This window comes from Pseudomonas sp. CFBP 13602 (genome assembly GCF_014842725.1).
GTDB lineage: Bacteria > Pseudomonadota > Gammaproteobacteria > Pseudomonadales > Pseudomonadaceae > Aquipseudomonas > Aquipseudomonas baltica.
The window spans coordinates 125,989-147,737 of sequence record NZ_JACYVT010000003.1 but is presented as its reverse complement, the minus strand read 5'-3'; the positions used below and the strand labels follow the sequence as shown (position 1 = coordinate 147,737).

17 protein-coding genes are annotated in these 21,749 nt (G+C 63.4%); 12 read left to right on the top strand and 5 right to left on the bottom strand.

Features of this window, described 5'->3' with window-relative positions; all coding sequences use genetic code 11:
- Positions 1–9 precede the first annotated feature (9 nt).
- The gene (locus IFU31_RS07045) at positions 10–870 is read left to right on the top strand and encodes an efflux RND transporter periplasmic adaptor subunit (protein WP_192102607.1); all 861 of its coding nucleotides are present in this window, start codon (positions 10–12) and stop codon (positions 868–870) included.
- A gap of 31 nt (positions 871–901) precedes the next feature.
- Here IFU31_RS07045 and IFU31_RS07040 read toward each other — a convergent pair whose 3' ends face one another.
- Together IFU31_RS07040 and yaaA are read right to left on the bottom strand one after the other, a co-directional pair.
- On the bottom strand, positions 902–1,366 hold the full coding sequence (locus IFU31_RS07040; RefSeq protein ID WP_122475130.1) for a multidrug transporter: 465 nt from the start codon (positions 1,364–1,366) through the stop codon (positions 902–904).
- A 78-nt stretch (positions 1,367–1,444) separates the two neighbouring features.
- The gene (yaaA, locus tag IFU31_RS07035) at positions 1,445–2,224 is read right to left on the bottom strand and encodes a peroxide stress protein YaaA (RefSeq protein WP_192102606.1); all 780 of its coding nucleotides are present in this window, start codon (positions 2,222–2,224) and stop codon (positions 1,445–1,447) included.
- A gap of 280 nt (positions 2,225–2,504) precedes the next feature.
- Here yaaA and IFU31_RS07030 point away from each other — a divergent pair, with 280 nt between their 5' ends.
- The 6 genes from IFU31_RS07030 (at position 2,505) to IFU31_RS07005 (ending at position 8,030) form a co-directional block, all read left to right on the top strand.
- Positions 2,505–3,248: a sulfite exporter TauE/SafE family protein gene (locus IFU31_RS07030; protein ID WP_192102605.1), complete on the top strand. Its 744-nt coding sequence runs from the start codon at positions 2,505–2,507 to the stop codon at positions 3,246–3,248.
- A gap of 53 nt (positions 3,249–3,301) precedes the next feature.
- Positions 3,302–3,859 (top strand): sugar ABC transporter ATPase, encoded by a 558-nt coding sequence (locus IFU31_RS07025; protein WP_192102604.1) that lies wholly within the window; start codon positions 3,302–3,304, stop codon positions 3,857–3,859.
- 83 nt (positions 3,860–3,942) lie between these two features.
- On the top strand, positions 3,943–5,412 hold the full coding sequence (gene guaB / locus IFU31_RS07020; protein WP_122475125.1) for an IMP dehydrogenase: 1,470 nt from the start codon (positions 3,943–3,945) through the stop codon (positions 5,410–5,412).
- A 116-nt stretch (positions 5,413–5,528) separates the two neighbouring features.
- Positions 5,529–7,106: a glutamine-hydrolyzing GMP synthase gene (gene guaA, locus IFU31_RS07015; RefSeq protein WP_185795040.1), complete on the top strand. Its 1,578-nt coding sequence runs from the start codon at positions 5,529–5,531 to the stop codon at positions 7,104–7,106.
- A 253-nt stretch (positions 7,107–7,359) separates the two neighbouring features.
- Entirely contained in the window at positions 7,360–7,614 is a 255-nt protein-coding gene (locus IFU31_RS07010; RefSeq protein WP_192102603.1) for a FitA-like ribbon-helix-helix domain-containing protein, read from the top strand.
- Complete coding sequence (locus IFU31_RS07005) at positions 7,611–8,030, top strand: type II toxin-antitoxin system VapC family toxin (protein ID WP_185795046.1); 420 nt, start codon at positions 7,611–7,613, stop codon at positions 8,028–8,030. The genes IFU31_RS07010 and IFU31_RS07005 overlap by 4 nt, the downstream gene beginning before the upstream one ends.
- 70 nt (positions 8,031–8,100) lie before the next feature.
- Here the strand turns inward: IFU31_RS07005 and IFU31_RS07000 are convergent, their stop codons facing one another.
- On the bottom strand, positions 8,101–8,472 hold the full coding sequence (locus tag IFU31_RS07000) for a PH domain-containing protein (RefSeq protein ID WP_122475122.1): 372 nt from the start codon (positions 8,470–8,472) through the stop codon (positions 8,101–8,103).
- Positions 8,473–8,640: 168 nt separating this feature from the next.
- Between IFU31_RS07000 and IFU31_RS06995 the strand changes: the two genes are divergently transcribed.
- From IFU31_RS06995 to tadA, 3 genes are all read left to right on the top strand, one after another.
- On the top strand, positions 8,641–11,235 hold the full coding sequence (locus IFU31_RS06995) for a membrane-targeted effector domain-containing toxin (RefSeq protein WP_342345283.1): 2,595 nt from the start codon (positions 8,641–8,643) through the stop codon (positions 11,233–11,235).
- Positions 11,236–11,402: 167 nt separating this feature from the next.
- Entirely contained in the window at positions 11,403–12,776 is a 1,374-nt protein-coding gene (locus tag IFU31_RS06990) for a multicopper oxidase family protein (protein ID WP_192102601.1), read from the top strand.
- Positions 12,777–12,779: 3 nt separating this feature from the next.
- Complete coding sequence (gene tadA, locus IFU31_RS06985) at positions 12,780–13,262, top strand: tRNA adenosine(34) deaminase TadA (RefSeq protein ID WP_206757920.1); 483 nt, start codon at positions 12,780–12,782, stop codon at positions 13,260–13,262.
- Positions 13,263–13,335: 73 nt separating this feature from the next.
- Here the strand turns inward: tadA and mltF are convergent, their stop codons facing one another.
- A complete protein-coding gene (mltF, locus tag IFU31_RS06980) occupies positions 13,336–14,796 on the bottom strand; it encodes a membrane-bound lytic murein transglycosylase MltF (RefSeq protein WP_192102600.1) in 1,461 nt (486 codons plus the stop codon).
- Positions 14,797–15,004: 208 nt separating this feature from the next.
- Here mltF and purL point away from each other — a divergent pair, with 208 nt between their 5' ends.
- Positions 15,005–18,904, top strand: coding sequence for a phosphoribosylformylglycinamidine synthase (purL, locus tag IFU31_RS06975; protein WP_192102599.1), 3,900 nt, complete (start codon positions 15,005–15,007; stop codon positions 18,902–18,904).
- Positions 18,905–18,923: 19 nt separating this feature from the next.
- Positions 18,924–19,235 (top strand): Nif3-like dinuclear metal center hexameric protein, encoded by a 312-nt coding sequence (locus IFU31_RS06970; protein WP_122475694.1) that lies wholly within the window; start codon positions 18,924–18,926, stop codon positions 19,233–19,235.
- Between the two features lie 15 nt (positions 19,236–19,250).
- Here the strand turns inward: IFU31_RS06970 and IFU31_RS06965 are convergent, their stop codons facing one another.
- On the bottom strand, positions 19,251–21,713 hold the full coding sequence (locus IFU31_RS06965; protein WP_192102598.1) for a two-partner secretion domain-containing protein: 2,463 nt from the start codon (positions 21,711–21,713) through the stop codon (positions 19,251–19,253).
- Positions 21,714–21,749: the final 36 nt, after the last annotated feature.

The following is a 21,749-nucleotide window of genomic DNA, read 5'->3' as shown; positions in this document are numbered from 1 at the left end:
ACCTGCGCAATGAAAAAGTTTTTCAGCCTGTTGGCGACCCTGCTGGTGCTGGCACTGGCGATCTTCATCGGTCGCCAGTTGTGGGTGCACTACATGCAAACACCCTGGACCCGCGACGGACGCGTGCGTGCGGACATCATCAACGTCGCCGCCGATGTGTCGGGCTACGTCACGGCGGTGCCGGTGCGCGACAACCAGCGTGTGCGCAAGGGCGACGTGCTGCTGCAGATCGATCCGGCGCACTACCGCCTGGCGGTCAAGCAGGCGCAGGCGCTGGTGGCGTCGCGCAAGGCCGCCTGGGACATGCGCAAGGTCAATGCCAGCCGTCGTGCCGATCTCGATGAACTGGTGATCTCCAGGGAAAGTCGCGAGGACGCCAGCAACGTCGCCGCTTCGGCGCTGGCCGACTATCAACAGGCCGAGGCGCGCCTCGAGGCCGCGCAGCTGGACCTGGACCGCACCCGTGTGCTGGCCACGGTGGATGGCTACGTCACCAACCTCAACGTGCATGTCGGTGACTACGCGCGGGTGGGCGAGGCCAAGCTGGCCGTGGTCGATGAACATTCGTTCTGGGTCTACGGCTATTTCGAAGAAACCAAGCTGCCCCATGTGCATGTCGGCGACGCGGCGCAGTTGCAGATGATGAGCGGCGAGACCCTCAAGGGCCATGTGGACAGCATCTCGCGCGGCATCTATGACCGCGACAACCCGCAAAGCCGCGAGCTGACCGCCGACGTCAATCCGACCTTCAACTGGGTTCGCCTGGCGCAGCGAGTGCCGGTGCGCATCCAGCTGGACGAGGTGCCCGAAGGCATGCTGCTGGCAGCCGGCACGACCTGCACGGTGATCGTCACGCCCGCACTGCGGTGATCACTGCGCAAGCGTTCGCCATTGCCGATGCTTATTGGGAAAAACTGCCCTGCAAGCGTTCGGCGCGGAATTCCAGGGTCTGCGGGCGATAGCCGGGGCGCAGTGGCGGCAGCGGCAGGCAGTCCTGCCAGTCGGCACCGGCCTGCAGTTCACCAGGGCCGCGGTAGCGAGGTGCGGTGTAGAGGTTTTCGGCCAGGTTGGCGGTCTGGCCGGGCGCGTAGGCAGCTATCTGCCACTGCAGTTCCTGCATCGGTACGTTGTTGCCGTTGTTCAGGTTCAGGCGCAGCGGACGGTCGCCCGGACAGCCCTGCGGATCGTAGGTGATGCGCATTTCCAGGCGCGCCAGGCGGTGGGCTTCGCGGGTGTCGCTCCAGATCACCCACAGCGAGAGCAACGCCAGGCTGAACAGGGCGGCACCGGAGATCGGCAGCGCCTTGGACGGGTAGCGGACCAGCAAGACGATCCAGGTGATGACCAGAAAGATGCCGATTAACATGACTGCCAGCCTTGGTTGGGAAGAGAGGGGTATCGTACAGAACGTTGGCGTGTCAGTGGCAGGCGCACCCACGCCAGGTCAATCATCCGGGTGATCGCGCAGAAACACCAGGTGGTCGGGCCGTGACTGCTCGGCGCTGTAGCGATAGCCCTGGCGGTCGAAGCCCTTGAGCTGCAGGGGGTCGTGGAGTTTTTCGTCGATCACGAAACGCGCCATCATGCCGCGGGCTTTCTTGGCATAGAAGCTGATGATCTTGTACTGGCCATTCTTCAGGTCCTTGAAGTCGGCAGTGATCAGGCGCGCCTGCAAAGCCTTGCGCTTGACCGCCGAGAAATACTCGTTCGACGCCAGGTTGAACAGCACGTCGTCGCCTTGTTCGGCCAGGGCCTGGTTGAGCCATTGGCTGATGCGCTCGCCCCAGAACGCGTAGAGGTCCTTGCCGCGCGCGTTGACCAGCTTGGTGCCCATCTCCAGTCGGTACGGTTGCATCAGGTCCAGTGGCCGCAGCAGGCCGTAGAGGCCCGACAGCATGCGCAGGTGTTTCTGCGCGTAGTCGAAACCCGCTTTGTCCAAGGTGGTCGCGTCCAGTCCGGTGTAGACGTCGCCCTTGAAGGCGAGCAACGCCTGCTTGGCGTTGGCTGGCGTGAAGTCGGGTGTCCAGCTGCCGAAGCGTGCCGCGTTGAGGCCGGCCAGCTTGTCGGAAAGATGCATGAGCTCGGCGATCTGCGCGGGGCTGAGCTCGCGCAGTTGTTCGATCAGCACCTGGGAATGGTCGAGAAATTCAGGCTGGGTGTGGCGCTGGATGACCGGCGGGGTATCGAAGTCGAGGGTCTTGGCGGGGGATATCACCATCAGCATGCAGAGGTTCTCCTGTGAGCGTGGGCAAATTCTGGAGCAGTGCCCGGAGCGCGTCCACCATTAAGCGTGGGTGCATCCAGATGGACCGCAGCGACCCCGGACGCGGCTCGCGCCGCTGCTACAGGAGATCGCTTGTGCCGTTGGTACGGCGTTCCTCTGTAGCAGCGGCGCAAGCCGCGTCCGGCCACACCGCGAACCCTCTGGCACACCACCCACCCCCAACCGTATTGACGCCATCGATCCCACTCCCCCACAGTGCCCGGAAAAAGGAAATCCGCGCATGGACTACGCACTCATCGACTGGAGCATCATGCTTCTGGCAATCGCCGCAGCCTACATCGTCTTCGGCATTGCCGGCTTCGGCACGGCACTGGTTGCAGGCCCGGTACTCATACATTTCATGCCGCTGGCGACGCTCATCCCGCTGTTGGTCGTACTCGATTTCATCGCTGCCTTCGGCAATCTGCTTCCTGCCCGGCAGTCGGTGGTGGGCGTGGAGCTCAAACGCCTGCTGCCGTTCATGGCGCTGGGCTGCACCCTGGGCGTGGTCTTTCTGCTCAACCTGAAATCCGACCTGCTGTTGCTGCTGATGGGTATGTTCATCACCGGCTACGCCCTGTACATGCTGCTGACCACGGCGCGACCCGCACGGTTGTCGCCCTGGTGGGCCGTACCGATGGGCACCATCGGCGGGCTGTTCGGGGCCTTGTTCGGCAGCGGCGGGTTTCTCTATGCGATCTACCTGGGCGCGCGGCTGGACGACAAACAGCAGGTGCGCGCCACGCAAAGCGCGCTGATCAGTTGCAGCACTATCGTGCGCCTGACCCTGTTCATCATTGCCGGGGTCTACGCCGACACCCAGCTGCTGCTGACTGCCGCCTGCCTGCTTCCGGCCATGGCAGCAGGCCTGTTGATCGGACGACGATTGACCCTGCGCATGTCCCGCGAAGCGTTCGTGCGGCTGGTGACCTGGCTGGTGCTGGCCAGCGGCCTGGCGTTGCTGTACCGCTATTTCAACCCTTGACCTGCACGCGCAGGGGACTATCCTGCCGCTTTTGCGTACTGTCGGGCCCTTGCATGAACACTCAGAACATTCTCGTTCCGCGCCTCTCCACCCTGCCGGTGCACGAGCCGCGTGCGCGGGCAATCCTGCGCTGGCTGGTACGCAAGAACATCGTCGAAGAACAGCTGAGCACCTGTGGCCGCAGCGGCAACCGCATGGCCTACGCCATCGGCCCGGGCGCGCGCCAGGTCGTCGAAAACCCTGAGGTGTTGCCCTACGGACAAACGGTCAACGGTCTGGAAGTGGTCACCGAACGCTGCATTTTCACGCCCGTGGACGGCTTCCTGCACGAGGCCGGCTGCCCCGAATGCCGTCAGGAAGTGGGCGAGGCGCTGTTCGACAGCCTCGAGGAATGGATGCCCGGCCTGACCGACAACTTCACTTGCCCGCTGTGCGGCCATGAAGATGACATCAATGGTTTTCTGTTCCTGCAGCCCTGCGCCTTCTCCAATCTGGGTTTCATCTTCAATAATTGGGGCCAGACCCCCTTCAAGGCGGAGTTCATCGCCGAATTCGCCGATTGGCTCGACCAGCCGATTGCGCAGGTGCTGGTAAAGTTCCAGGACAATTGACCGCCAGGCCATCTTTGCCTTTCTTGTAGGGGCATGTGTGGGTATAATGGCGCGCTTCCATTTTCCCGCTCGGGAGCCCCCGCATGCTGCGTATCAGCCAAGAAGCCCTGACCTTCGACGACATTCTTCTAGTGCCCGGTTATTCCGAAGTACTGCCCAATGAAGTCAGCCTCAAGACCCGTTTGACCCGCGGCATCGAGTTGAACATCCCGCTGATCTCCGCGGCGATGGACACCGTGACCGAAGCCCGCCTCGCCATTGCCATGGCTCAGGAAGGCGGCATCGGGATCATCCACAAGAACATGACCATCGAGCAGCAGGCTGCCGAAGTGCGCAAGGTCAAGAAGTTCGAGGCCGGCGTGGTCAAGGACCCGATCACCATCGAGGCTGATGCCACCGTTCGCGACCTGTTCGAACTGACCTCGCTGCACAACATCTCCGGCGTGCCGGTGCTGCACGACGGCAACCTGGTGGGCATCGTCACCTCGCGCGACGTGCGCTTCGAAAACCGCCTGGAAATCCCCGTCCGCGAAGTGATGACGCCCAAAGAGCGTCTGGTCACCGTCCGCGAAGGGGCCGACAAGGACCTGGTCCGCGACCTGCTGCACAAGCACCGCATCGAAAAGGTCCTGATCGTCGACGCCGAGTTCCATCTCAAAGGCATGATGACCGTCAAGGACATCGAGAAGGCCAAGGCCTACCCGCTGGCGAGCAAGGATGACCAGGGTCGTCTGCGCGTCGGCGCGGCCGTGGGCACCGGCAAGGACACCGGTGAGCGCGTCAGCGCCCTGGTTGCAGCCGGCGTCGACGTGGTCGTGGTTGATACTGCCCACGGTCACTCCAAAGGCGTGATCGACCGTGTGCGCTGGGTCAAGCAGAACTTCCCCGACGTGCAGGTCATCGGCGGCAACATCGCCACTGGCGAAGCCGCCAAGGCCCTGGCCGAAGCGGGCGCTGATGCCGTCAAGGTCGGTATCGGCCCAGGCTCCATCTGCACCACCCGTATCGTTGCCGGTGTCGGCGTGCCGCAGATCAGCGCCATCGCCAACGTCGCCGCAGCCCTGGAAGGCACCGGCGTGCCGTTGATCGCCGACGGCGGCATCCGCTTCTCCGGTGACCTGTCCAAGGCCATCGTCGCTGGCGCCTACTGCGTGATGATGGGCTCGATGTTCGCCGGTACCGAAGAGGCGCCAGGCGAAATCGAACTGTTCCAGGGTCGCTCCTACAAGGCCTACCGCGGCATGGGCTCGCTGGGCGCCATGTCCCAGGCCCAGGGCTCGTCCGACCGCTACTTCCAGGACTCCTCGGCCGGTGCCGAGAAGCTCGTGCCCGAGGGTATCGAAGGCCGCGTTGCCTACAAGGGCGGCCTGTCGGCGATCATCCATCAGTTAATGGGTGGCCTGCGTTCTTCCATGGGTTACACCGGCAGCGCCGACATCCAGGAAATGCGCACCAAGCCCGAGTTCGTCCGCATCACCGGCGCCGGCATGGCTGAATCCCACGTCCACGACGTGCAGATCACCAAGGAAGCGCCCAACTACCGCGTGGGCTGACCCCGGTAGTCCGCCTGCCGCCCGGTGCACACCCGGCGGCAGACGGAAATTCAATCCAGCGGGGCTGTTCACTACAGCCCCGTGTTGTTTCCGAATACATCTGACGAGAATGAGTCATGGCCCTCGACATTCACGCCCACCGTATCCTGATCCTCGATTTCGGTTCCCAGTACACCCAGCTGATCGCCCGCCGCGTGCGCGAAATCGGCGTGTACTGCGAGCTGCACCCGTTCGACATGGACGATGAAGCGATTCGCCAATTCGCCCCGCGCGGCGTCATCCTCGCCGGCGGGCCCGAGTCGGTCCACGAAGCCGACAGCCCGCGCTGCCCGCAGGCGGTGTTCGACCTGGGCGTGCCGGTATTCGGCATCTGCTACGGCATGCAGACCATGGCCGAGCAGTTGGGCGGCAAGGTGGCCGGTTCCGATATGCGTGAATTCGGCTACGCCCGCGTCGACGTGGTCGGCAAGAGCCGCATCCTGGAAGGCATCGAAGACCACATCGACGCCGATGGCGTGTTCGGCCTGGACGTGTGGATGAGCCACGGCGACAAGGTCACCGAGATTCCCCAGGGCTTCAATGTGCTGGCCAGCACCCCGAGCTGCCCGATCGCCGGCATGTTCGACGACGACCGCCACTACTACGGCGTGCAGTTCCACCCGGAAGTGACCCACACCAAGCAGGGCGAGCGCATTCTGTCGCGCTTCATCATCGACATCTGCGGCTGCGAGGCACTGTGGACCCCGTCGAAGATCGCCGAAGACGCCATCGCCCAGGTCCGCGCCCAGGTGGGTACCGACAACGTGCTGCTGGGCCTGTCCGGCGGCGTCGACTCCTCGGTGGTCGCGGCCCTGCTGCACAAGGCCATCGGCGATCAGCTGACCTGCGTGTTCGTCGACAACGGCCTGCTGCGCCTGCACGAAGGCGAGCAGGTCATGGCCATGTTCGCCGAGAACATGGGCGTCAAGGTGATCCGCGCCAACGCCGAAGACCAGTTCCTCGACAACCTGGCCGGCGAAGCCGACCCGGAGAAGAAGCGCAAGATCATCGGCCGCACCTTCATCGACGTGTTCGACGCCGAGTCGTGCAAGCTGGACAACATCAAGTACCTGGCCCAGGGCACCATCTATCCTGACGTGATCGAGTCGGCCGGTGCCAAGAGCGGCAAGGCCCACGTGATCAAGTCCCACCACAACGTCGGCGGCCTGCCCGAGGAGATGAACCTCAAGCTGGTCGAGCCACTGCGTGAGCTGTTCAAGGACGAAGTCCGCCGTCTGGGCCTGGAACTGGGCCTGCCGTACGACATGGTCTACCGCCATCCATTCCCCGGCCCAGGCCTGGGCGTGCGCATCCTGGGTGAAGTGAAGAAGGAATACGCCGACCTGCTGCGTCGCGCCGACCACATCTTCATCGAAGAACTGCGCAAGGCCGACTGGTACCACAAGGTCAGCCAGGCGTTCGTGGTGTTCCAGCCGGTCAAATCGGTCGGCGTCGTCGGCGACGGCCGTCGCTACGCCTGGGTCGTCGCCCTGCGCGCCGTGGAAACCATCGACTTCATGACCGCTCGTTGGGCGCACCTGCCGTACGAGCTGCTGGAAACGGTGAGCGGCCGCATCATCAACGAGATCGAAGGGATTTCGCGAGTGACCTACGACGTGTCGAGCAAGCCGCCGGCTACGATTGAGTGGGAATGATCGGGCGGCCGGTATCTTCCGGCTCTCGTTGGTAAGAAATGCCCTGGAGCCCGCGTAATTGCGGGCTTTTTGGTTTTTGGGTTCAGATTTTTTCAGCTCTTTCTATGCTGCAGCTGAGAGTGGGCTGTTCGGGAGATACCACCGCAGGCGTCGATTCCAGCGGGATCATCAGACGAACGAAATGCCATCAGTTGTCCCGTTGCTTGCAGATTGCTAAAGTGCAAGCAATCGCAGCAGCTAAGGGGTATGAAAGATGCCATCTGTTACCGTTCGAAATGTTTCTGAAGAGGTGCACCGCGCTATCCGCGTGCGGGCTGCTCAACATGGCCGCAGCATCGAAGCCGAGATGCGCGACATTCTAGAGTCTGCGGTGAGGCCGGAAGGTCGGGTCAAGCTAGGCTCTCTGCTGGCCCAGACCGGCCGCAAGGTCAAGCTGACGGATGAGGAGTTCGCTGCCTTCGAAAGCGCGCGCGATAAAGCCCCCGCCCGCGCAGCGAGCTTTGAATGATCCTGCTCGATACCAATGTGATTTCCGAGCCTCTACGCCATTCGCCTGCGGCGTGCGTCATTCAATGGATCGACGAGCAGGCATTGGAAACGCTTTACCTGTCCGCCATGACCGTGGCTGAGCTACGTGCAGGTATAGCGTTGATGCCGGTTGGGCGACGCCGTTCGACGCTGCACGAAAGTCTGGAAAAGCAGGTGCTGCCCATGTTCGTTGGGCGCGTTTTGCCTTTTGATCTGGCCTGCACGCAGGCTTACGCCGAGGTGCTGGCCAAGGCGCGCAAGGCCGGTAGTGGGATCGAGGCTGCCGATGCCTGCATCGCTGCGGTCGCTCTTGCCAATGGATTCATTGTCGCCACTCGCGATACTCACCCGTTCCGGGCTGCAGGTCTGGCGGTCATCAATCCTTGGGAGCTATAGAGCAAGCCTTGCTGCGAAGCCACGAAATGACAGGAAAAACGTAGGGCGCCGTGGTCGATGACCAATCAGCTCACTTCAACACATGCCCCGCAATCAGCCGCGAAATCTCCACCATCGACGTCTTCCCCGAGAACTCGAAGCGCACCTTCCCCAGCGCCGAAAAATACACCTCCAGCTCCGAATCCAGATCGAACGTGCCCGACGTTTCGATCGAGTACGCCACGATGTTCTTGTAGGGCAGGGAGGTGAAGTCCTTCTTGCTGCCGGTCAAGCCCTGCACGTTCACCGCGATGATCCGTTTGTTGGTGAACACCACGCCGTCGCGCATGGACTTGTAGGCGTCGACCACCTGCTCGTCATCCAGCAGCAGGGCAGTGACGCGTTCGGCGTATTCGGCGTTTTGCTTGAGTTTGAAGAAGCCTTTGTTGTTGAAGTCGATCATGGCCCGGAGTCCTGTATATAGGGGTGGCCAGAGTTTACCTCGATGACGGTGGCAGCAAGGGTGTCGGGTCGTAGTGAGGTGCCTGAACGGTGAGGCCAAATATGTAGGCCAGGAGGGTCCAGGGCACTTGCCACACTCGCAGCTCCTTCAGAAACCGATCCCTTTGATATGACTGATGTACTTCCCAATACGCAATTAGGCGATGTGCTCGCAGGCATCGCACGGCAGGTCACACAACAAGTGCCGGATCTGCACCAAATGGCTGTCGCCACTGCCACCCAACTGCTCGCGTCCATGGCCATCGACACCCACCCCGACGCTTTTTACTGGCATCGCTTCGACAATGCGCAGTCCAGCCATCGCTCCTTCAGTGGCTACGCGCACATGGGCCCGCCCAGTGAAACGATGACGTTTACCGAACTGGTGATGCGGCGGTTCCGCGCGAGCGACCAGGATAATGCCGACTTGCTGCATGTCATGGGCGGGTTCTACACGGGCGATGCGCGGGCAGGCTGGTTCGATGAGCGCAACGAGGTAAGACTGGCGCCCGACAAGGTACTCAACGCGTTATGGCACATCGATTTCGCGGCGGCCTATCGCCAAGCGCTGGCGACGTTCTGGACCGACAATGGGCCAGGGGTGCAGACGCTGATCCGCATCAACTGCCTGCGCGCCGCCGTGGATGCAGCTCAGGCCGGGGCCATGATGCGCCAACAGGTGCAATGTGTGTTCGACGGTCTGGGTTGCGAGTACGCCATGGCACCGACCTTGGCCGACTTGACCGGTAGCCATCCGCCGAGCCACGGCGTTACGGTCAGCACGCTGCAGATTGCCGGCCACGGGTTCGCCAGTGTGTTGTGTTTCAAGGCCAGCGGGGGCGAGTGTCTGTTGTACCTGGCCGGTCGCGACAAGGCGTTTGAAGTGTTCGCCGATGTGAAAGCGGCGCAGGCATGGTTGCACCAGCAGCTGCAGGACGTGCAGCGCCGGGAGCGCTTGCTCGACCACGGCAGGCTGCTGGAGCCGGCGGCTGCATTGGCGCGTGCGCGCAGCCTGGCGCTGCTGGCGAAGAAGCCGCTGGCGCTGTTCGCAGCAAAGGTGTCCTGGCCATCCATCGCAGCCGATGCGGCCCACTGGCTGCAAGGGCAAACCCGCGAGCAGATGCTGGCCGAGGCCAACCTGCAGTTGCACAGCAACAGCGAGTTGCGCCAGCAGTTGTGGATCGGTTATCTGGGTGCAGGCGTGCACTTGTTCGGCGCGGCAGCCATGGTCAGCTGGCCGATCGCATTGATCGTGGTGGTGGCGAGCGCCGGAAAATTCGCCCTCAATGTGGAACGTGCGGTGAATGCGGGCGCCGCCACGGACCGTCGCGCCGCCTTGTATGCATCGATATTCAGCGGTATCGAGTTGCTGCTGAACATGATCCTGCTGATTTCCCAGCGAGCCCCGCAGAGCGCCGAACTCCAGCCACTGCAGTCGCGACCTCAGGTGTCCGCGCTGACGCCTTTGCTGCCCAGTGCCGAAGGGCTGCTGGCAGTCGAGGGGGAGCAGATGATCCGCTTGCACGGCGATCTGTATCGCGTGCGCTACGACCCCAGCCTGCGTTACTGGTTGATCGTCGATCCGCAGCGCCCCTATGCCTTCACCGGTAATTACCCGGTGCGTTTCAACGACCAATTGCAATGGGAACTGATGCCGACCGGTTGCCTGCGGGGCGGTGGCGGCTGCCTGAGCGTGTCACGGCAAATGGAACTTGAACCGCCACCGGTGAGCTACGTGCAGTTCGAGGTTTCGGCGACTCGCTACGAAGTACCGCTGGTGGCTCGCGCTGCCACCGGCGAGCTGTTGAGCGACCAGTTTCGCAAGATGCTCTCCGGTGAATACTTCGACCCCTACACGCCGCTCAATCCGGTGCTCGACAGCCTCAACAAGCTGCGTGTTCAACTGATCGAGGACGCCAACGCATTCATCGCCGAATGGCGCTCGCCCGGCAGATCGCCGTTGCCTGTGCCCGATGCTTCGCTGCCGCCCTATACCGCCGTGCGCCGACTGTTGGACGAATCCGGGGCACTGGTCATCGGTGAGTCTCATCAGGCTATCGCCAGCAAGCGTTTCCTGATCGAGAACATGCGGGCGCTGGCCGGCGACGGTGTCGACACGCTGTACATGGAGCACTTGATGACCGATCTGCATCAGGCCGATCTGAACCAGGTGGCCAGTGATGGCCGGCTGCCCAGTGGGCTGCAGGACTATCTGCGCGATCAGGATCTTGGCCATCGTACCGATCCGGCTCGACAGTACAACTTCACCACGCTGGTGCAGGCTGCGCGGCGCGAGGGTATCCAGGTGCGCGCCCTGGATTGCGCGGCCAGCTATCGACTCGATGGCATGGACGACCTCTACGGCGCCGGCCAGACGCTGCGCCAGCGGGTGTTCAGCTACCACGCCAGTCGCGTCATTGCAGCACGCACCGCATTGCCCGGCCGGGGCAAATGGATCGCCTTGGTCGGTGACACTCACGCGTCCACCTACAAGGGTGTTCCAGGTCTGGCGCAACTGCACGACGTGACAGCACTGCGCATCGTCGATGCCGGTGCCGGCCAGCAGACCAACATCACCCTGGACCCCGGCGAGTACTACCTGCCGTCGATGGGCCGCGGCGACGGGGTGGTCAAAGCGGACTGGCGCTTGGCGCTGACCGTACGCGAAGCGCCGTTCACCTACCTGGATCCGTCCCTGGCCCCACCCGGCGTGATCAGGCCATGACGTACAGGGCCAGACATCATGTGCCCCTGTAGCAGCGGCGCAAGCCGCGTCGGCGGTGCATGCGATCTGTCCGACACCCAACCGCGCGGCGGCGCAAGTCTTAATCTTTCTCAATTGCAGGTGTATGGTGTCGGCCTTTCACGTTCATCACGCAGGTGCCCATAGCCATGTCTTTCACTCGTCGACGATTCCTCGGTGGCCTGGCGGGCGTTGTCGCGGTCGGCGTGGGTGCCGGGGGCGCTGCCCGTTATTGGTTGGGTACGCCTGTGGACCAGGCCGGCGTGGACTATCAGCTGATTGCCGCGCCGCTGGATGTCGAGTTGGTGGCAGGTCATCAGACTCCGGCCTGGGCGTTCGGTGGTTCGGCACCCGGGCGTGAGCTGCGGGTGCGCCAGGGCGAATGGCTGCGGGTGCGCTTCATCAACCAGCTGCCGGTGGAAACCACCATCCACTGGCATGGCATTCGCCTGCCGCTGGACATGGACGGCGTGCCCTACGTGTCGCAGTTGCCGGTCAAGCCCGGTGAATACTTCGACTACCGGTTTCGTGTGCCGGACGCCGGCAGCTACTGGTATCACCCGCACGTGGCCAGCAGCGAGGAACTGGGCCGCGGCCTGGTCGGGCCGTTGATCGTCGAGGAGCGCGACCCCACCGGCTTCGCGCACGAAGCGGTGCTCAACCTGAAGAACTGGCACGTGGACGAGGAGGGCGCGTTCCTGCCGTTCAGCATCCCCCGCGAAGCGGCGCGCAACGGCACCCTGGGCCGGCTGTCGACGATCAACGGGGTACATCGGGCGACGGTCGATCTGCCGGCGGGTCAAGTCGTCAGGGTGCGCATTCTCAACCTGGACAACACAGCCACCTATCGCCTGAACTTCCGTGGCAATGCCGATATGCGCCTGTATGCACTGGACGGCAACCCCATCGAACCGCGCGCGTTCGGCAAGGATTACTGGATGGGCCCCGGCATGCGGGTTTGTCTTGCAGTCAAGATGCCACCTGCCGGTGAAGAGATCGCCATACGTGACGGTCCGGTTCGCCTGGGCACGCTGCGCTCGGTGCAGGCCGCAGCGGCGCCGACCGATTGGCCGCCGGCGTTACCGCCCAATCCGATCGCCGAGCCGGACCTGGCCAATGCCGAGAAGCTCAATTTCAACTTCGAATGGGTCGGCGAGGTGTCGGATACGACCGAGGGCAAGCCGCCCAGCCTGTGGCAGATCAACGGCATCGCCTGGGACATCACCGACAAGACCTGCGCCGACCGCCCCATTGCCAAGCTGCAGTTGGGCAAGAGCTACGTGCTGGAGTTGAAGAACATGACTCAGTACCAGCATCCTATCCACCTGCACGGCATGAGTTTCAAGGTGATTGCCTCCAACAGGCGCAAGATCATTCCTTATTTCACCGATACGTTCTTGCTGGGAAAGAACGAGCGTGCCCAGGTGGCGCTGGTGGCGGATAATCCTGGTATCTGGATGTTCCATTGCCATGTGATCGATCACATGGAAACCGGACTCATGGCGGCAATAGAGGTTTCCTGAACGTTGAAACAACCCAAGATCATTGATCGCAGCCGCGATCGGTTTTTCATGGCCCAGGCGCTAGAGCTGGCCGCTCAGGGTGCGGCGCTGGGCGAAGTGCCTGTGGGCGCAGTCGTGGTGCAGGACGGCGAGATCGTCGGCCGCGGCTTCAACTGCCCCATCAGTGGCAGCGACCCCAGTGCCCATGCCGAGATGGTGGCCATCCGCAACGCCGCGCAGTCCGTGCACAACTATCGCCTGCCGGGCAGCACCCTGTACGTCACCCTGGAGCCTTGCAGCATGTGCGCCGGGCTGATCGTCCATGCGCGCATCGCCCGGGTGGTGTTCGGCGCGCTCGAACCCAAGGCGGGCGTGGTGCAGAGTCAGGGGCAGTTTTTCAGCCAAGGCTTCCTGAACCATCGGTTGGTGGTGGAGGGTGGCGTGTTGGCTGAAGAGTGCGGGGCGATATTGAGCGAATTTTTCAGGGCGCGTCGGGCGAAGGGCTGAGATTGAAGGAGGGAGTGCTGCCGAGGGCCTTTTCGCGGGCAGAGCCCGCTCCCACAGGATCACTCGGGTGCTCTTAGAGCGGCGGCGTCTGCTGTGAGGGCTTAGTTTGGTCCACACCAGGCACGTGCAGATTGCCATCGGCGACCTGGCTGCCTTCGAGCTGTGGCTGGGTCACCCAGGTGAGGATGTCGTAGTAGCGGCGGATGTTGGCCACGAAGTGCACTGGCTCGCCGCCGCGGGCATAGCCGTAGCGGGTCTTGCTGTACCACTTCTTCTGCGCCAGGCGCGGCAGCATCTTCTTCACATCCAGCCACTTGTTCGGGTTCAGCCCTTCACCTTCTGCCAGCTTGCGCGCGTCGTCGAGGTGGCCACTGCCCACGTTGTAGGCCGCCAGGGCGAACCAGGTCCGGTCGGGTTCCTGAATGCCGGCGTCGAGCTGATCCTTGACATAGGCGAAGTACTTGGCGCCGCCATTGATGCTCTGCTTGGGGTCCAGGCGGTTGCTCACGCCCATGGCCTGGGCAGTGTTCTGGGTCAGCATCATCAGGCCCCGCACCCCGGTCTTGGAGGTCACGCTGGCCTGCCACATGGACTCTTGATAACCGATGGCGGCCAGCAGCCGCCAGTCGACCTTCTCCTGCTTGGCCGAGGCCTGGAAGGTTTTCTCGAACTTGGGCAGGCGCTGTTGCAGGTGCTGGGCGAAGGTGTAGGCGCCGACGTAGCCGAGCACATCGACATGGCCGTAGTAGCGGTCTTTGAGGCGCTGCAGGGTGCCGTTGCCCTTGACCTTGTCGATGAAGCCGTTGACCTCGTTCAGCAGGCTGTTGTCTTCGCCCCCGGCAACGGCCCAGCGCTGGTCGCGGCCATCGCCCAGGTCGAAGGCGACCCGCACGTTGGGGAAGTACACCTGGTTCATGGCCACTTCGTTGGAATCGACCAGAGTCAGGTCGATCTGCCCCTCGTCGACCATGCGCAGCAGATCCACCACCTCCACCGCGTCGGACTCTTCGTACTCGAGCGCCGGGTACTGCAGCTTCAATTTGGCCAGTTGCTCGGCGTGGCTGCTGCCCTTGAGCACCATGATCTTCTTGCCCACCAGCTCGGCGGCATCGGTGGGGCGGTTCTGGCCGTTGCGATAGATGACCTGCGGCATGACCTCCAGATAGGGGTGCGAGAAGCGCGCCTGTTGTTCCCGCGCCTCGCTGGTGACCAGCCCCGCAGCCGCCAGCACCGGGCCCTGGGGCTGGCTCAGGCCGGCGAAGATATCGTCGAGGTTGTCGGCGGTTTCGATCTGGAGTTTCACGCCCAGGTCATCGGCGAAACGCTTGACCAGCTCGTACTCGAAGCCGGTTTCGCCGTTGCGATCCTGGAAGTAGGTGGCCGGGCTGTTGCGGGTTATGACGCGCAGCACGCCGTCCTCCTTGATCCGTTCGAGTGTGCTGGGTTTATCAACGCAGCCACTGAGCAGCAGGAGAAGTCCGGTTGCGAAGAGCCATTTGGCGCAGCGCGAGCGTAAGACGGTCTGGGTGAGCATGGGTGCAGTATACGCAAACGGTCGCTCGAGCCATATCTCGACAGCAGGCGAAGGAGTCTGGTAGAGCGCAGCGCAACCTCTTACCGGCCCCCGGCAAGGGATCTGACGAACGATCGCGCTGTTTTTCCATCCGTCGGGTGCCTAGGTGAATGGTTTAGGCTAGAATGCACGGCCTCCAAGCACACCCCCTTTCGAGGCTGTCCCGACGATGTTGATCCTGCGCGGCGCTCCTGCCCTTTCTGCCTTTCGCCACGGTAAATTACTCGAGCAACTGAGCCAGAAGGTCCCCGCTGTTACTGGCCTGTATGCTGAATTCGCCCACTTCGCCGAAGTCGAAGGCGAGCTGGCCAGCGACGACCGGCAAGTCCTTGCCCGTCTGCTCAAGTACGGTCCCAGCGTTCCCGTTCAGGAGCCCACCGGGCGGCTGTTCCTGGTGCTGCCGCGCTTCGGTACGATTTCGCCGTGGTCGAGCAAGGCCAGCGATATCGCGCACAACTGCGGCCTGACCCAGGTTCAGCGTCTGGAGCGCGGCATTGCCTTTTATGTGTCTGGTGATTTCAGCGAAGCCGAAGCCGAGCTGATCGGTGCCGTCCTGCACGATCGCATGACCCAGGTGGTGCTGGCCCGTCTGGAAGACGCCGCCGGCTTGTTCCGTCACGCCGAACCCAAGCCACTCACCGCGGTGGATATCCTGGGTGGCGGTCGTGCTGCGCTGGAAAGGGCCAACGTCGAGCTGGGCCTGGCCCTGGCCGAAGACGAAATCGACTACCTGGTCAGCAGCTTCCAGGGGCTGGCGCGCAATCCGCACGACATCGAGCTGATGATGTTCGCCCAGGCCAACTCCGAGCACTGCCGCCACAAGATTTTCAACGCCAGTTGGGATATCGACGGTCAGAGCCAGGAAAAAAGCCTGTTCGGCATGATCAAGAACACCTATCAGATGCACGGCGAAGGCGTGCTGTCAGCCTACAAGGACAACGCTTCGGTCATCGTCGGCAGCGTCGCCGGGCGTTTCTTCCCGAACCCTGAAACCCGCCAGTACGGCGCGGTGCAGGAGCCGGTGCACATCCTAATGAAGGTGGAAACCCATAACCACCCGACGGCGATCGCGCCCTTTCCGGGCGCCTCCACCGGCTCCGGCGGCGAGATCCGCGATGAAGGCGCGACCGGCCGCGGCGCCAAGCCCAAGGCTGGCCTGACCGGTTTCACCGTGTCCAACCTGAACATTCCCGGTTTCGAACAGCCGTGGGAAAAACCCTACGGCAAGCCCGAGCGCATCGTCACCGCGCTGGACATCATGATCGACGGCCCGCTGGGCGGCGCGGCGTTCAACAACGAATTCGGTCGCCCGGCCCTGACTGGCTATTTCCGCACGTTCGAGCAGCGCATCGACACCCCCCACGGTGAAGAAGTGCGCGGCTACCACAAGCCGATCATGCTCGCCGGCGGGATGGGTAACATCCGCGCCGAACACGTGCAGAAAGGCGAGATCACCGTCGGTTCCAAACTGATCGTGCTCGGTGGTCCGGCCATGCTCATCGGCCTGGGTGGCGGCGCTGCTTCCTCCATGGCCACCGGCACCAGCTCGGCGGACCTGGACTTCGCTTCGGTACAGCGCGAAAACCCGGAGATGGAGCGTCGCTGCCAGGAAGTCATCGACCGTTGCTGGCAGCTGGGCGACAGGAATCCCATCAGCTTCATCCACGACGTAGGCGCGGGCGGCCTGTCCAACGCATTCCCCGAACTGGTCAACGACGGTGGCCGTGGCGGCCGCTTCGAGCTGCGCAACGTACCCAACGACGAGCCGGGCATGGCCCCGCTGGAAATCTGGAGCAACGAATCCCAGGAACGCTACGTGCTGGCCGTGGACGCCGCCGACTTCGAGCGTTTCCAGGCCATCTGCGAGCGCGAGCGCTGCCCGTTCGCCGTCGTCGGCGAGGCCACTGCCGAGCCGCAGTTGACCGTCACCGACAGCCACTTCGGCAACAACCCGGTCGACATGCCGCTCGAAGTGCTGCTGGGCAAGGCGCCGCGCATGCACCGCAGTGCCGTGCGTGAGCAGGAGCTGGGCGATGACTTCGATCCGGCCCAGCTGGACCTGGCCGACTGCATCGAACGCGTCCTGCATCACCCTGCGGTGGCCAGCAAGAGCTTTCTGATCACCATTGGCGACCGCACCATCACCGGCCTGGTGGCACGCGACCAGATGGTCGGCCCGTGGCAGGTACCGGTGGCCGATGTCGCCGTCACCGCCACCAGCTTCGACGTCTACAGCGGCGAGGCCATGGCCATGGGCGAACGCACGCCGCTGGCGCTGCTCGATGCCCCGGCTTCGGCACGCATGGCGGTCGGTGAAACCCTGACCAACATCGCCGCGTCCAGCATCGCGAAAATCTCCGATATCAAGCTGTCCGCCAACTGGATGTCCGCTGCTGGCCATCCGGGCGAGGACGCGCGTCTGTACGATGCCGTGCAAGCGGTCGGCATGCAGCTGTGCCCCGAGCTGGGCATCACCATTCCGGTCGGCAAGGACTCCATGTCCATGAAGACCCAGTGGAGCGAAGAGGGCACCGACAAGAGCGTGACCTCGCCGATGTCGCTGATCATCACCGGCTTCGCGCCCGTGGTCGACATTCGCAAGACCCTGACTCCGCAACTGCGCATGGACAAGGGTGAAACCGACCTGATCCTCATCGACCTGGGGCGTGGCCAGAACCGCATGGGCGCCTCGATCCTGGCCCAGGCACACGGCAAGTTGGCCAGCCGCGCGCCGGACGTCGACGATGCCGAGGACCTCAAGGCGTTCTTCGCTGTGATCCAGGGCCTCAACGCCGACGGCCACTTGCTGGCCTACCATGACCGTTCCGACGGTGGCCTGCTGGCCAGCACGGTGGAAATGGCCTTCGCCGGTCACTGCGGTCTCAACCTGCAACTGGCCACCGTGGCGCACAGCCGCGAGGAAATCGCAGCTGTGCTGTTCAACGAGGAACTGGGCGCGGTCATCCAGGTGCGTCAGGACGCTACGCCGATGATCCTCGCGCAGTTCAGCGCCGCTGGCCTGGGCAACGACTGCGTGGCGGTGGTCGGCCAGCCGATCAACAACGGCGCGGTGAACATTCGCTACCACGACGACGTGTTGTTCAGCGGCGAACGCCGCCTGCTGCAACGCCAGTGGGCCGAGACCAGCTACCAGATCCAGCGTCTGCGTGACAACGCTGCCGGTGCCGATCAGGAATTCGACGCGCTGCTCGAAGAAGACAATCCAGGGCTGAGCTTCAACCTCAGCTTCGACGTCAACGAAGACATCGCCGCCCCGTACATCAAGAAAAACGTACGCCCACAGGTGGCCGTGCTGCGCGAGCAGGGCGTCAACGGCCAGGTCGAAATGGCTGCGGCCTTCGACCGCGCCGGCTTCAACGCCATCGACGTGCACATGAGCGACATCCTCGCCGGACGTGTCGACCTGAACGAGTTCAAGGGACTGGTCGCCTGTGGCGGTTTCTCCTACGGCGACGTCCTGGGTGCCGGTGAAGGCTGGGCCAAGTCGGCACTGTTCAACGCCCGTGCCCGTGATGCGTTCCAGCAGTACTTCGAGCGTAGCGACAGCTTCACCCTCGGCGTGTGCAACGGCTGCCAGATGATGTCCAACTTGCACGAGCTGATTCCAGGCAGCGAGTTCTGGCCGCACTTCGTGCGCAACCGGTCCGAGCAGTTCGAGGCGCGGGTTGCCATGGTCCAGGTGCAGGAGTCCAACTCGATCTTCCTGCAGGGCATGGCCGGTTCGCGCATGCCGATCGCCATCGCCCACGGTGAAGGTCATGCCGAATTCGCCACCGCGGACGCCTTGGTGCAAGCCGATGTGTCGGGCTGCGTGGCGCTGCGCTTCGTCGACAACCACGGCAAGGTCACCGAGCAGTACCCGGCCAACCCGAACGGCTCGCCGCGCGGGATCACCGGATTGACCAGCCGCGACGGCCGCGTGACCATCATGATGCCGCACCCGGAGCGGGTATTCCGTGCTGTGCAGAACTCCTGGAAGCCTGAGGAGTGGAACGAGGACGGCGCCTGGATGCGCATGTTCCGCAATGCCCGCGTGTGGGTGAACTGACAGGTCGGTGAACCAGCAGATGTTCAAACTGGCCTTCTTCGTTCCCGACAGCCATGTCGAAGCCGTCAAGAGCGCTGTATTCGCCGCCGGTGGCGGTCGCATCGGTGCTTACGACAACTGCGCATGGCAGGTGTTGGGGCACGGTCAGTTTCGGCCCTGTGATGGCAGCCAGCCATTTCTGGGTCAGGCCGATACACTGGAAAAGGTCGAAGAGTGGAAGGTCGAGCTGGTAGTGGCCGATTCACTCATCGAACCGGTGGTCCAGGCATTGCGCCTGGCCCACCCGTATGAAACCCCTGCCTTCGAAGTGTGGCGACTGCACGATCTGTGAGTCGCCACGTTCCCCTCAGCGGATGCGTACCTGCTCATACAACCGCTTGACCGCCTCCAGGCCTGTGTTGCCCGTGGCTAGCTTGTGGCTGGTCTGCAGTTCATGGGCGCCTGCTGCCATTGCGTGAGTCGTGCCTCGGGCAACTTTGAGGCTCATGGGCTCGCTGCTGAACATTCCGGATTGTTCGCTCACGCCCGTTTTGTCGGTGCGGGTGAACTCGAAATTGGCCTGTTCGACTTCGCCTTTGCCAGCGTTGGACTGCTGCGCCAGAGCTTCCTTGACCGGCGAATTCCACTTGCCGCCCAGCGCTGCCACTTCATTGAGCATTGTGCCTGGAGCCGTACCTTCGGCCAGCACGACACGCCCCTCGACACCGAGGATTTGCGTGCTGTCGGCGCGATGAGTGATCGCCAGCTTGCCCTTGACGTTGCCGCTCAGGTTGTCGGCCTGCAGACGTGCGCCGTCCAGACGTGCATCCATCTGGCTATCGAGCCTGAGCGTCGCAGCTCGTAGCTGCGCATTGTGCTGTGTCTGCTGCTGCTCGTTGCGGTAGCTGAGGCCAAGAGCCGGCTTGAGCGGATCACTGGCATCGGCGCTCAGTTGCTTGCGGTCCGATTGACGCTGGTCGCTGGCGCTTTCCAGATAGACACCGCCTGCGGTGGCCGCCAGCTTCATGCTGGCTGCGTCGGCCTGGACACCCTGCAGGTGCAGGGCGCGTGCCTTGCGAGCGCCGGCCTGCAGCGCCATGTCGCCCTTTACCTGCCACTGATTGCCGTGCTGATGTTGCGTGCTTTCGTCTCGTTGACCGAAGGTATGCAGACCTTCGGCACTCCTGGATTCACCACCACCCTTGAGGGTTGTCTTGTCCACGGCCGCGAGGCTGGTGAGGGTGCCTCCCGCCGTCACCTTCAGACTGCCAGCGGGCTTGTCCGGCGTGCCTATGTCCACACCGTTGAGCTGCACATCGCCGCTGGCGCGCAGGATCACGTCGCCTGGCGCATCGATCCGCGCCTTGCTCGCCGTGCGTTGCTGGTAAGCGCCGTCCTTGCCCATGCGGTCGAGGGTGGCGTGGGCGGGGTTGAACGCCAGGTTGGCACCGGCGTCGATCTGCACCGCGCCTTGCGAGGTGCCGATGCGGGTGCCTTCGTAGCGACCACTGCCGGTCAGGCGGATGTCGATGCCTTCGGCCGCGCTCAGGCTGCCGGCCTTGGCTGTGCTGGTGGTTGCCGCGCCCGCCTGGACCTTGTGCATGGCCGCCTTCATCTCATGGCTGTCGGCATGGATGGCGATCTTGCCCAGGGTGCTGGCGTACTCGGTACCGGTATCAGCCAGTTTGCCGCTGACATCCAGCGATACCGTGCCGCCCTGCAGGCGACTTGAGCCGGTATTGACCATGGATGCCGCGTTGACCTTCAACAGGCCGCCGCTGTTGATCTCCGCACCCTGGCTGCGCACACCGTCGGCGAGCAGGCGCACATCGGCTTCGCTGGCCAGGCGTGCCGCGCCCAGATTGAGCTGACGGCCGGCTGCCAGGTGGATCTCGCCCGCTCCGCCGTGCAGTTCGGTGGGGGTCTGTGGCTTGCCGGCGCGCGCAGGTGCATGCAGCGTGAGGTCGCCGGCCGATTCGATACGGATGCCTTGACCGGCCGTGAGTCGAGCGCCTGGCATCTTGATACCCGCGCCTTCCTCACTGCTGACGATGCGGATGCGCTTGTCCGTGGCCATCGCGCCGAGCAGGTTGGCATCGATGAGTTTGGTCGTGCGCGTGCTGCCGATCACACCATTGCTGGCGTAGTCGACGACATTGCTGCCCAGCACCAGGTCGATATCGGCGCCTGCGGCCATTGGCCCGCTGCTGACGATACTGGGTGCTATCAGCGCCAGGCTGCCGGCCGGGTTGCTGACACCGCCGCTGTCGACACGCAGCAACTGGTCGGTGGCCTGCGTATCGAACGTTGTCAGCCGACCGTCCTGGACAGTGGCCGCGCCGACCACGAAGGTGGCTCGTGGCGCGTTGACCAGGCTTGCGCCGTTGAGCGTGATGCCATTCGGGTTGGCCAGGACATAGTCTGCCGCGGCGCCGAAAACCACTTGCGGGCCGTTGATGTTGGAACGGTTGTGGCCGACCACCTCGTTGAGGATGGTGCTGGCGGCCGTGCCGCCCAGTTGTGGATTGGCCTTCAGCTCGCCGGCCATTTCACTCTTTCCAGCCACCAGGCTGTTGTTGAGCACCAGGCCCTGGGTGCCGACGTTGTATTCGCTGTAGACGTTGTGCGAAAGGCCGTTGGCATTGGGCGCAACGATGTCGATGACCGGTACTTTGTACTGGCCGTTGATGATTGGCGCCGTTTCGCCACCCGCAAACGCGGTCAGGCCATCGGCCCAGGCAGGGGAGCAGGGCACCAGCAGCGCGCTGGCGATGGCCAGCGGCAGCGAGCGCAGGGTCAGGTGGCGCAATTGTTCCATGGTATGAGGCATCGAGGTCTTTCCTTAGGTCCAGGATTGGCTGTGCAT

Excerpts from the sequence above, each read along its gene's own strand:
- IFU31_RS07045 (WP_192102607.1), top strand. The coding sequence starts at position 10 with ATGAAAAAGTTTTTCAGCCTGTTGGCGACCCTGCTGGTGCTGGCACTG.
- IFU31_RS07040 (WP_122475130.1), bottom strand. The coding sequence starts at position 1,366 with ATGTTAATCGGCATCTTTCTGGTCATCACCTGGATCGTCTTGCTGGTC.
- yaaA (WP_192102606.1), bottom strand. The coding sequence starts at position 2,224 with ATGCTGATGGTGATATCCCCCGCCAAGACCCTCGACTTCGATACCCCG.
- IFU31_RS07030 (WP_192102605.1), top strand. The coding sequence starts at position 2,505 with ATGGACTACGCACTCATCGACTGGAGCATCATGCTTCTGGCAATCGCC.
- IFU31_RS07025 (WP_192102604.1), top strand. The coding sequence starts at position 3,302 with ATGAACACTCAGAACATTCTCGTTCCGCGCCTCTCCACCCTGCCGGTG.
- guaB (WP_122475125.1), top strand. The coding sequence starts at position 3,943 with ATGCTGCGTATCAGCCAAGAAGCCCTGACCTTCGACGACATTCTTCTA.
- guaA (WP_185795040.1), top strand. The coding sequence starts at position 5,529 with ATGGCCCTCGACATTCACGCCCACCGTATCCTGATCCTCGATTTCGGT.
- IFU31_RS07010 (WP_192102603.1), top strand. The coding sequence starts at position 7,360 with ATGCCATCTGTTACCGTTCGAAATGTTTCTGAAGAGGTGCACCGCGCT.
- IFU31_RS07005 (WP_185795046.1), top strand. The coding sequence starts at position 7,611 with ATGATCCTGCTCGATACCAATGTGATTTCCGAGCCTCTACGCCATTCG.
- IFU31_RS07000 (WP_122475122.1), bottom strand. The coding sequence starts at position 8,472 with ATGATCGACTTCAACAACAAAGGCTTCTTCAAACTCAAGCAAAACGCC.
- IFU31_RS06995 (WP_342345283.1), top strand. The coding sequence starts at position 8,641 with ATGACTGATGTACTTCCCAATACGCAATTAGGCGATGTGCTCGCAGGC.
- IFU31_RS06990 (WP_192102601.1), top strand. The coding sequence starts at position 11,403 with ATGTCTTTCACTCGTCGACGATTCCTCGGTGGCCTGGCGGGCGTTGTC.
- mltF (WP_192102600.1), bottom strand. The coding sequence starts at position 14,796 with ATGCTCACCCAGACCGTCTTACGCTCGCGCTGCGCCAAATGGCTCTTC.
- purL (WP_192102599.1), top strand. The coding sequence starts at position 15,005 with ATGTTGATCCTGCGCGGCGCTCCTGCCCTTTCTGCCTTTCGCCACGGT.
- IFU31_RS06970 (WP_122475694.1), top strand. The coding sequence starts at position 18,924 with ATGTTCAAACTGGCCTTCTTCGTTCCCGACAGCCATGTCGAAGCCGTC.
- IFU31_RS06965 (WP_192102598.1), bottom strand. The coding sequence starts at position 21,713 with ATGCCTCATACCATGGAACAATTGCGCCACCTGACCCTGCGCTCGCTG.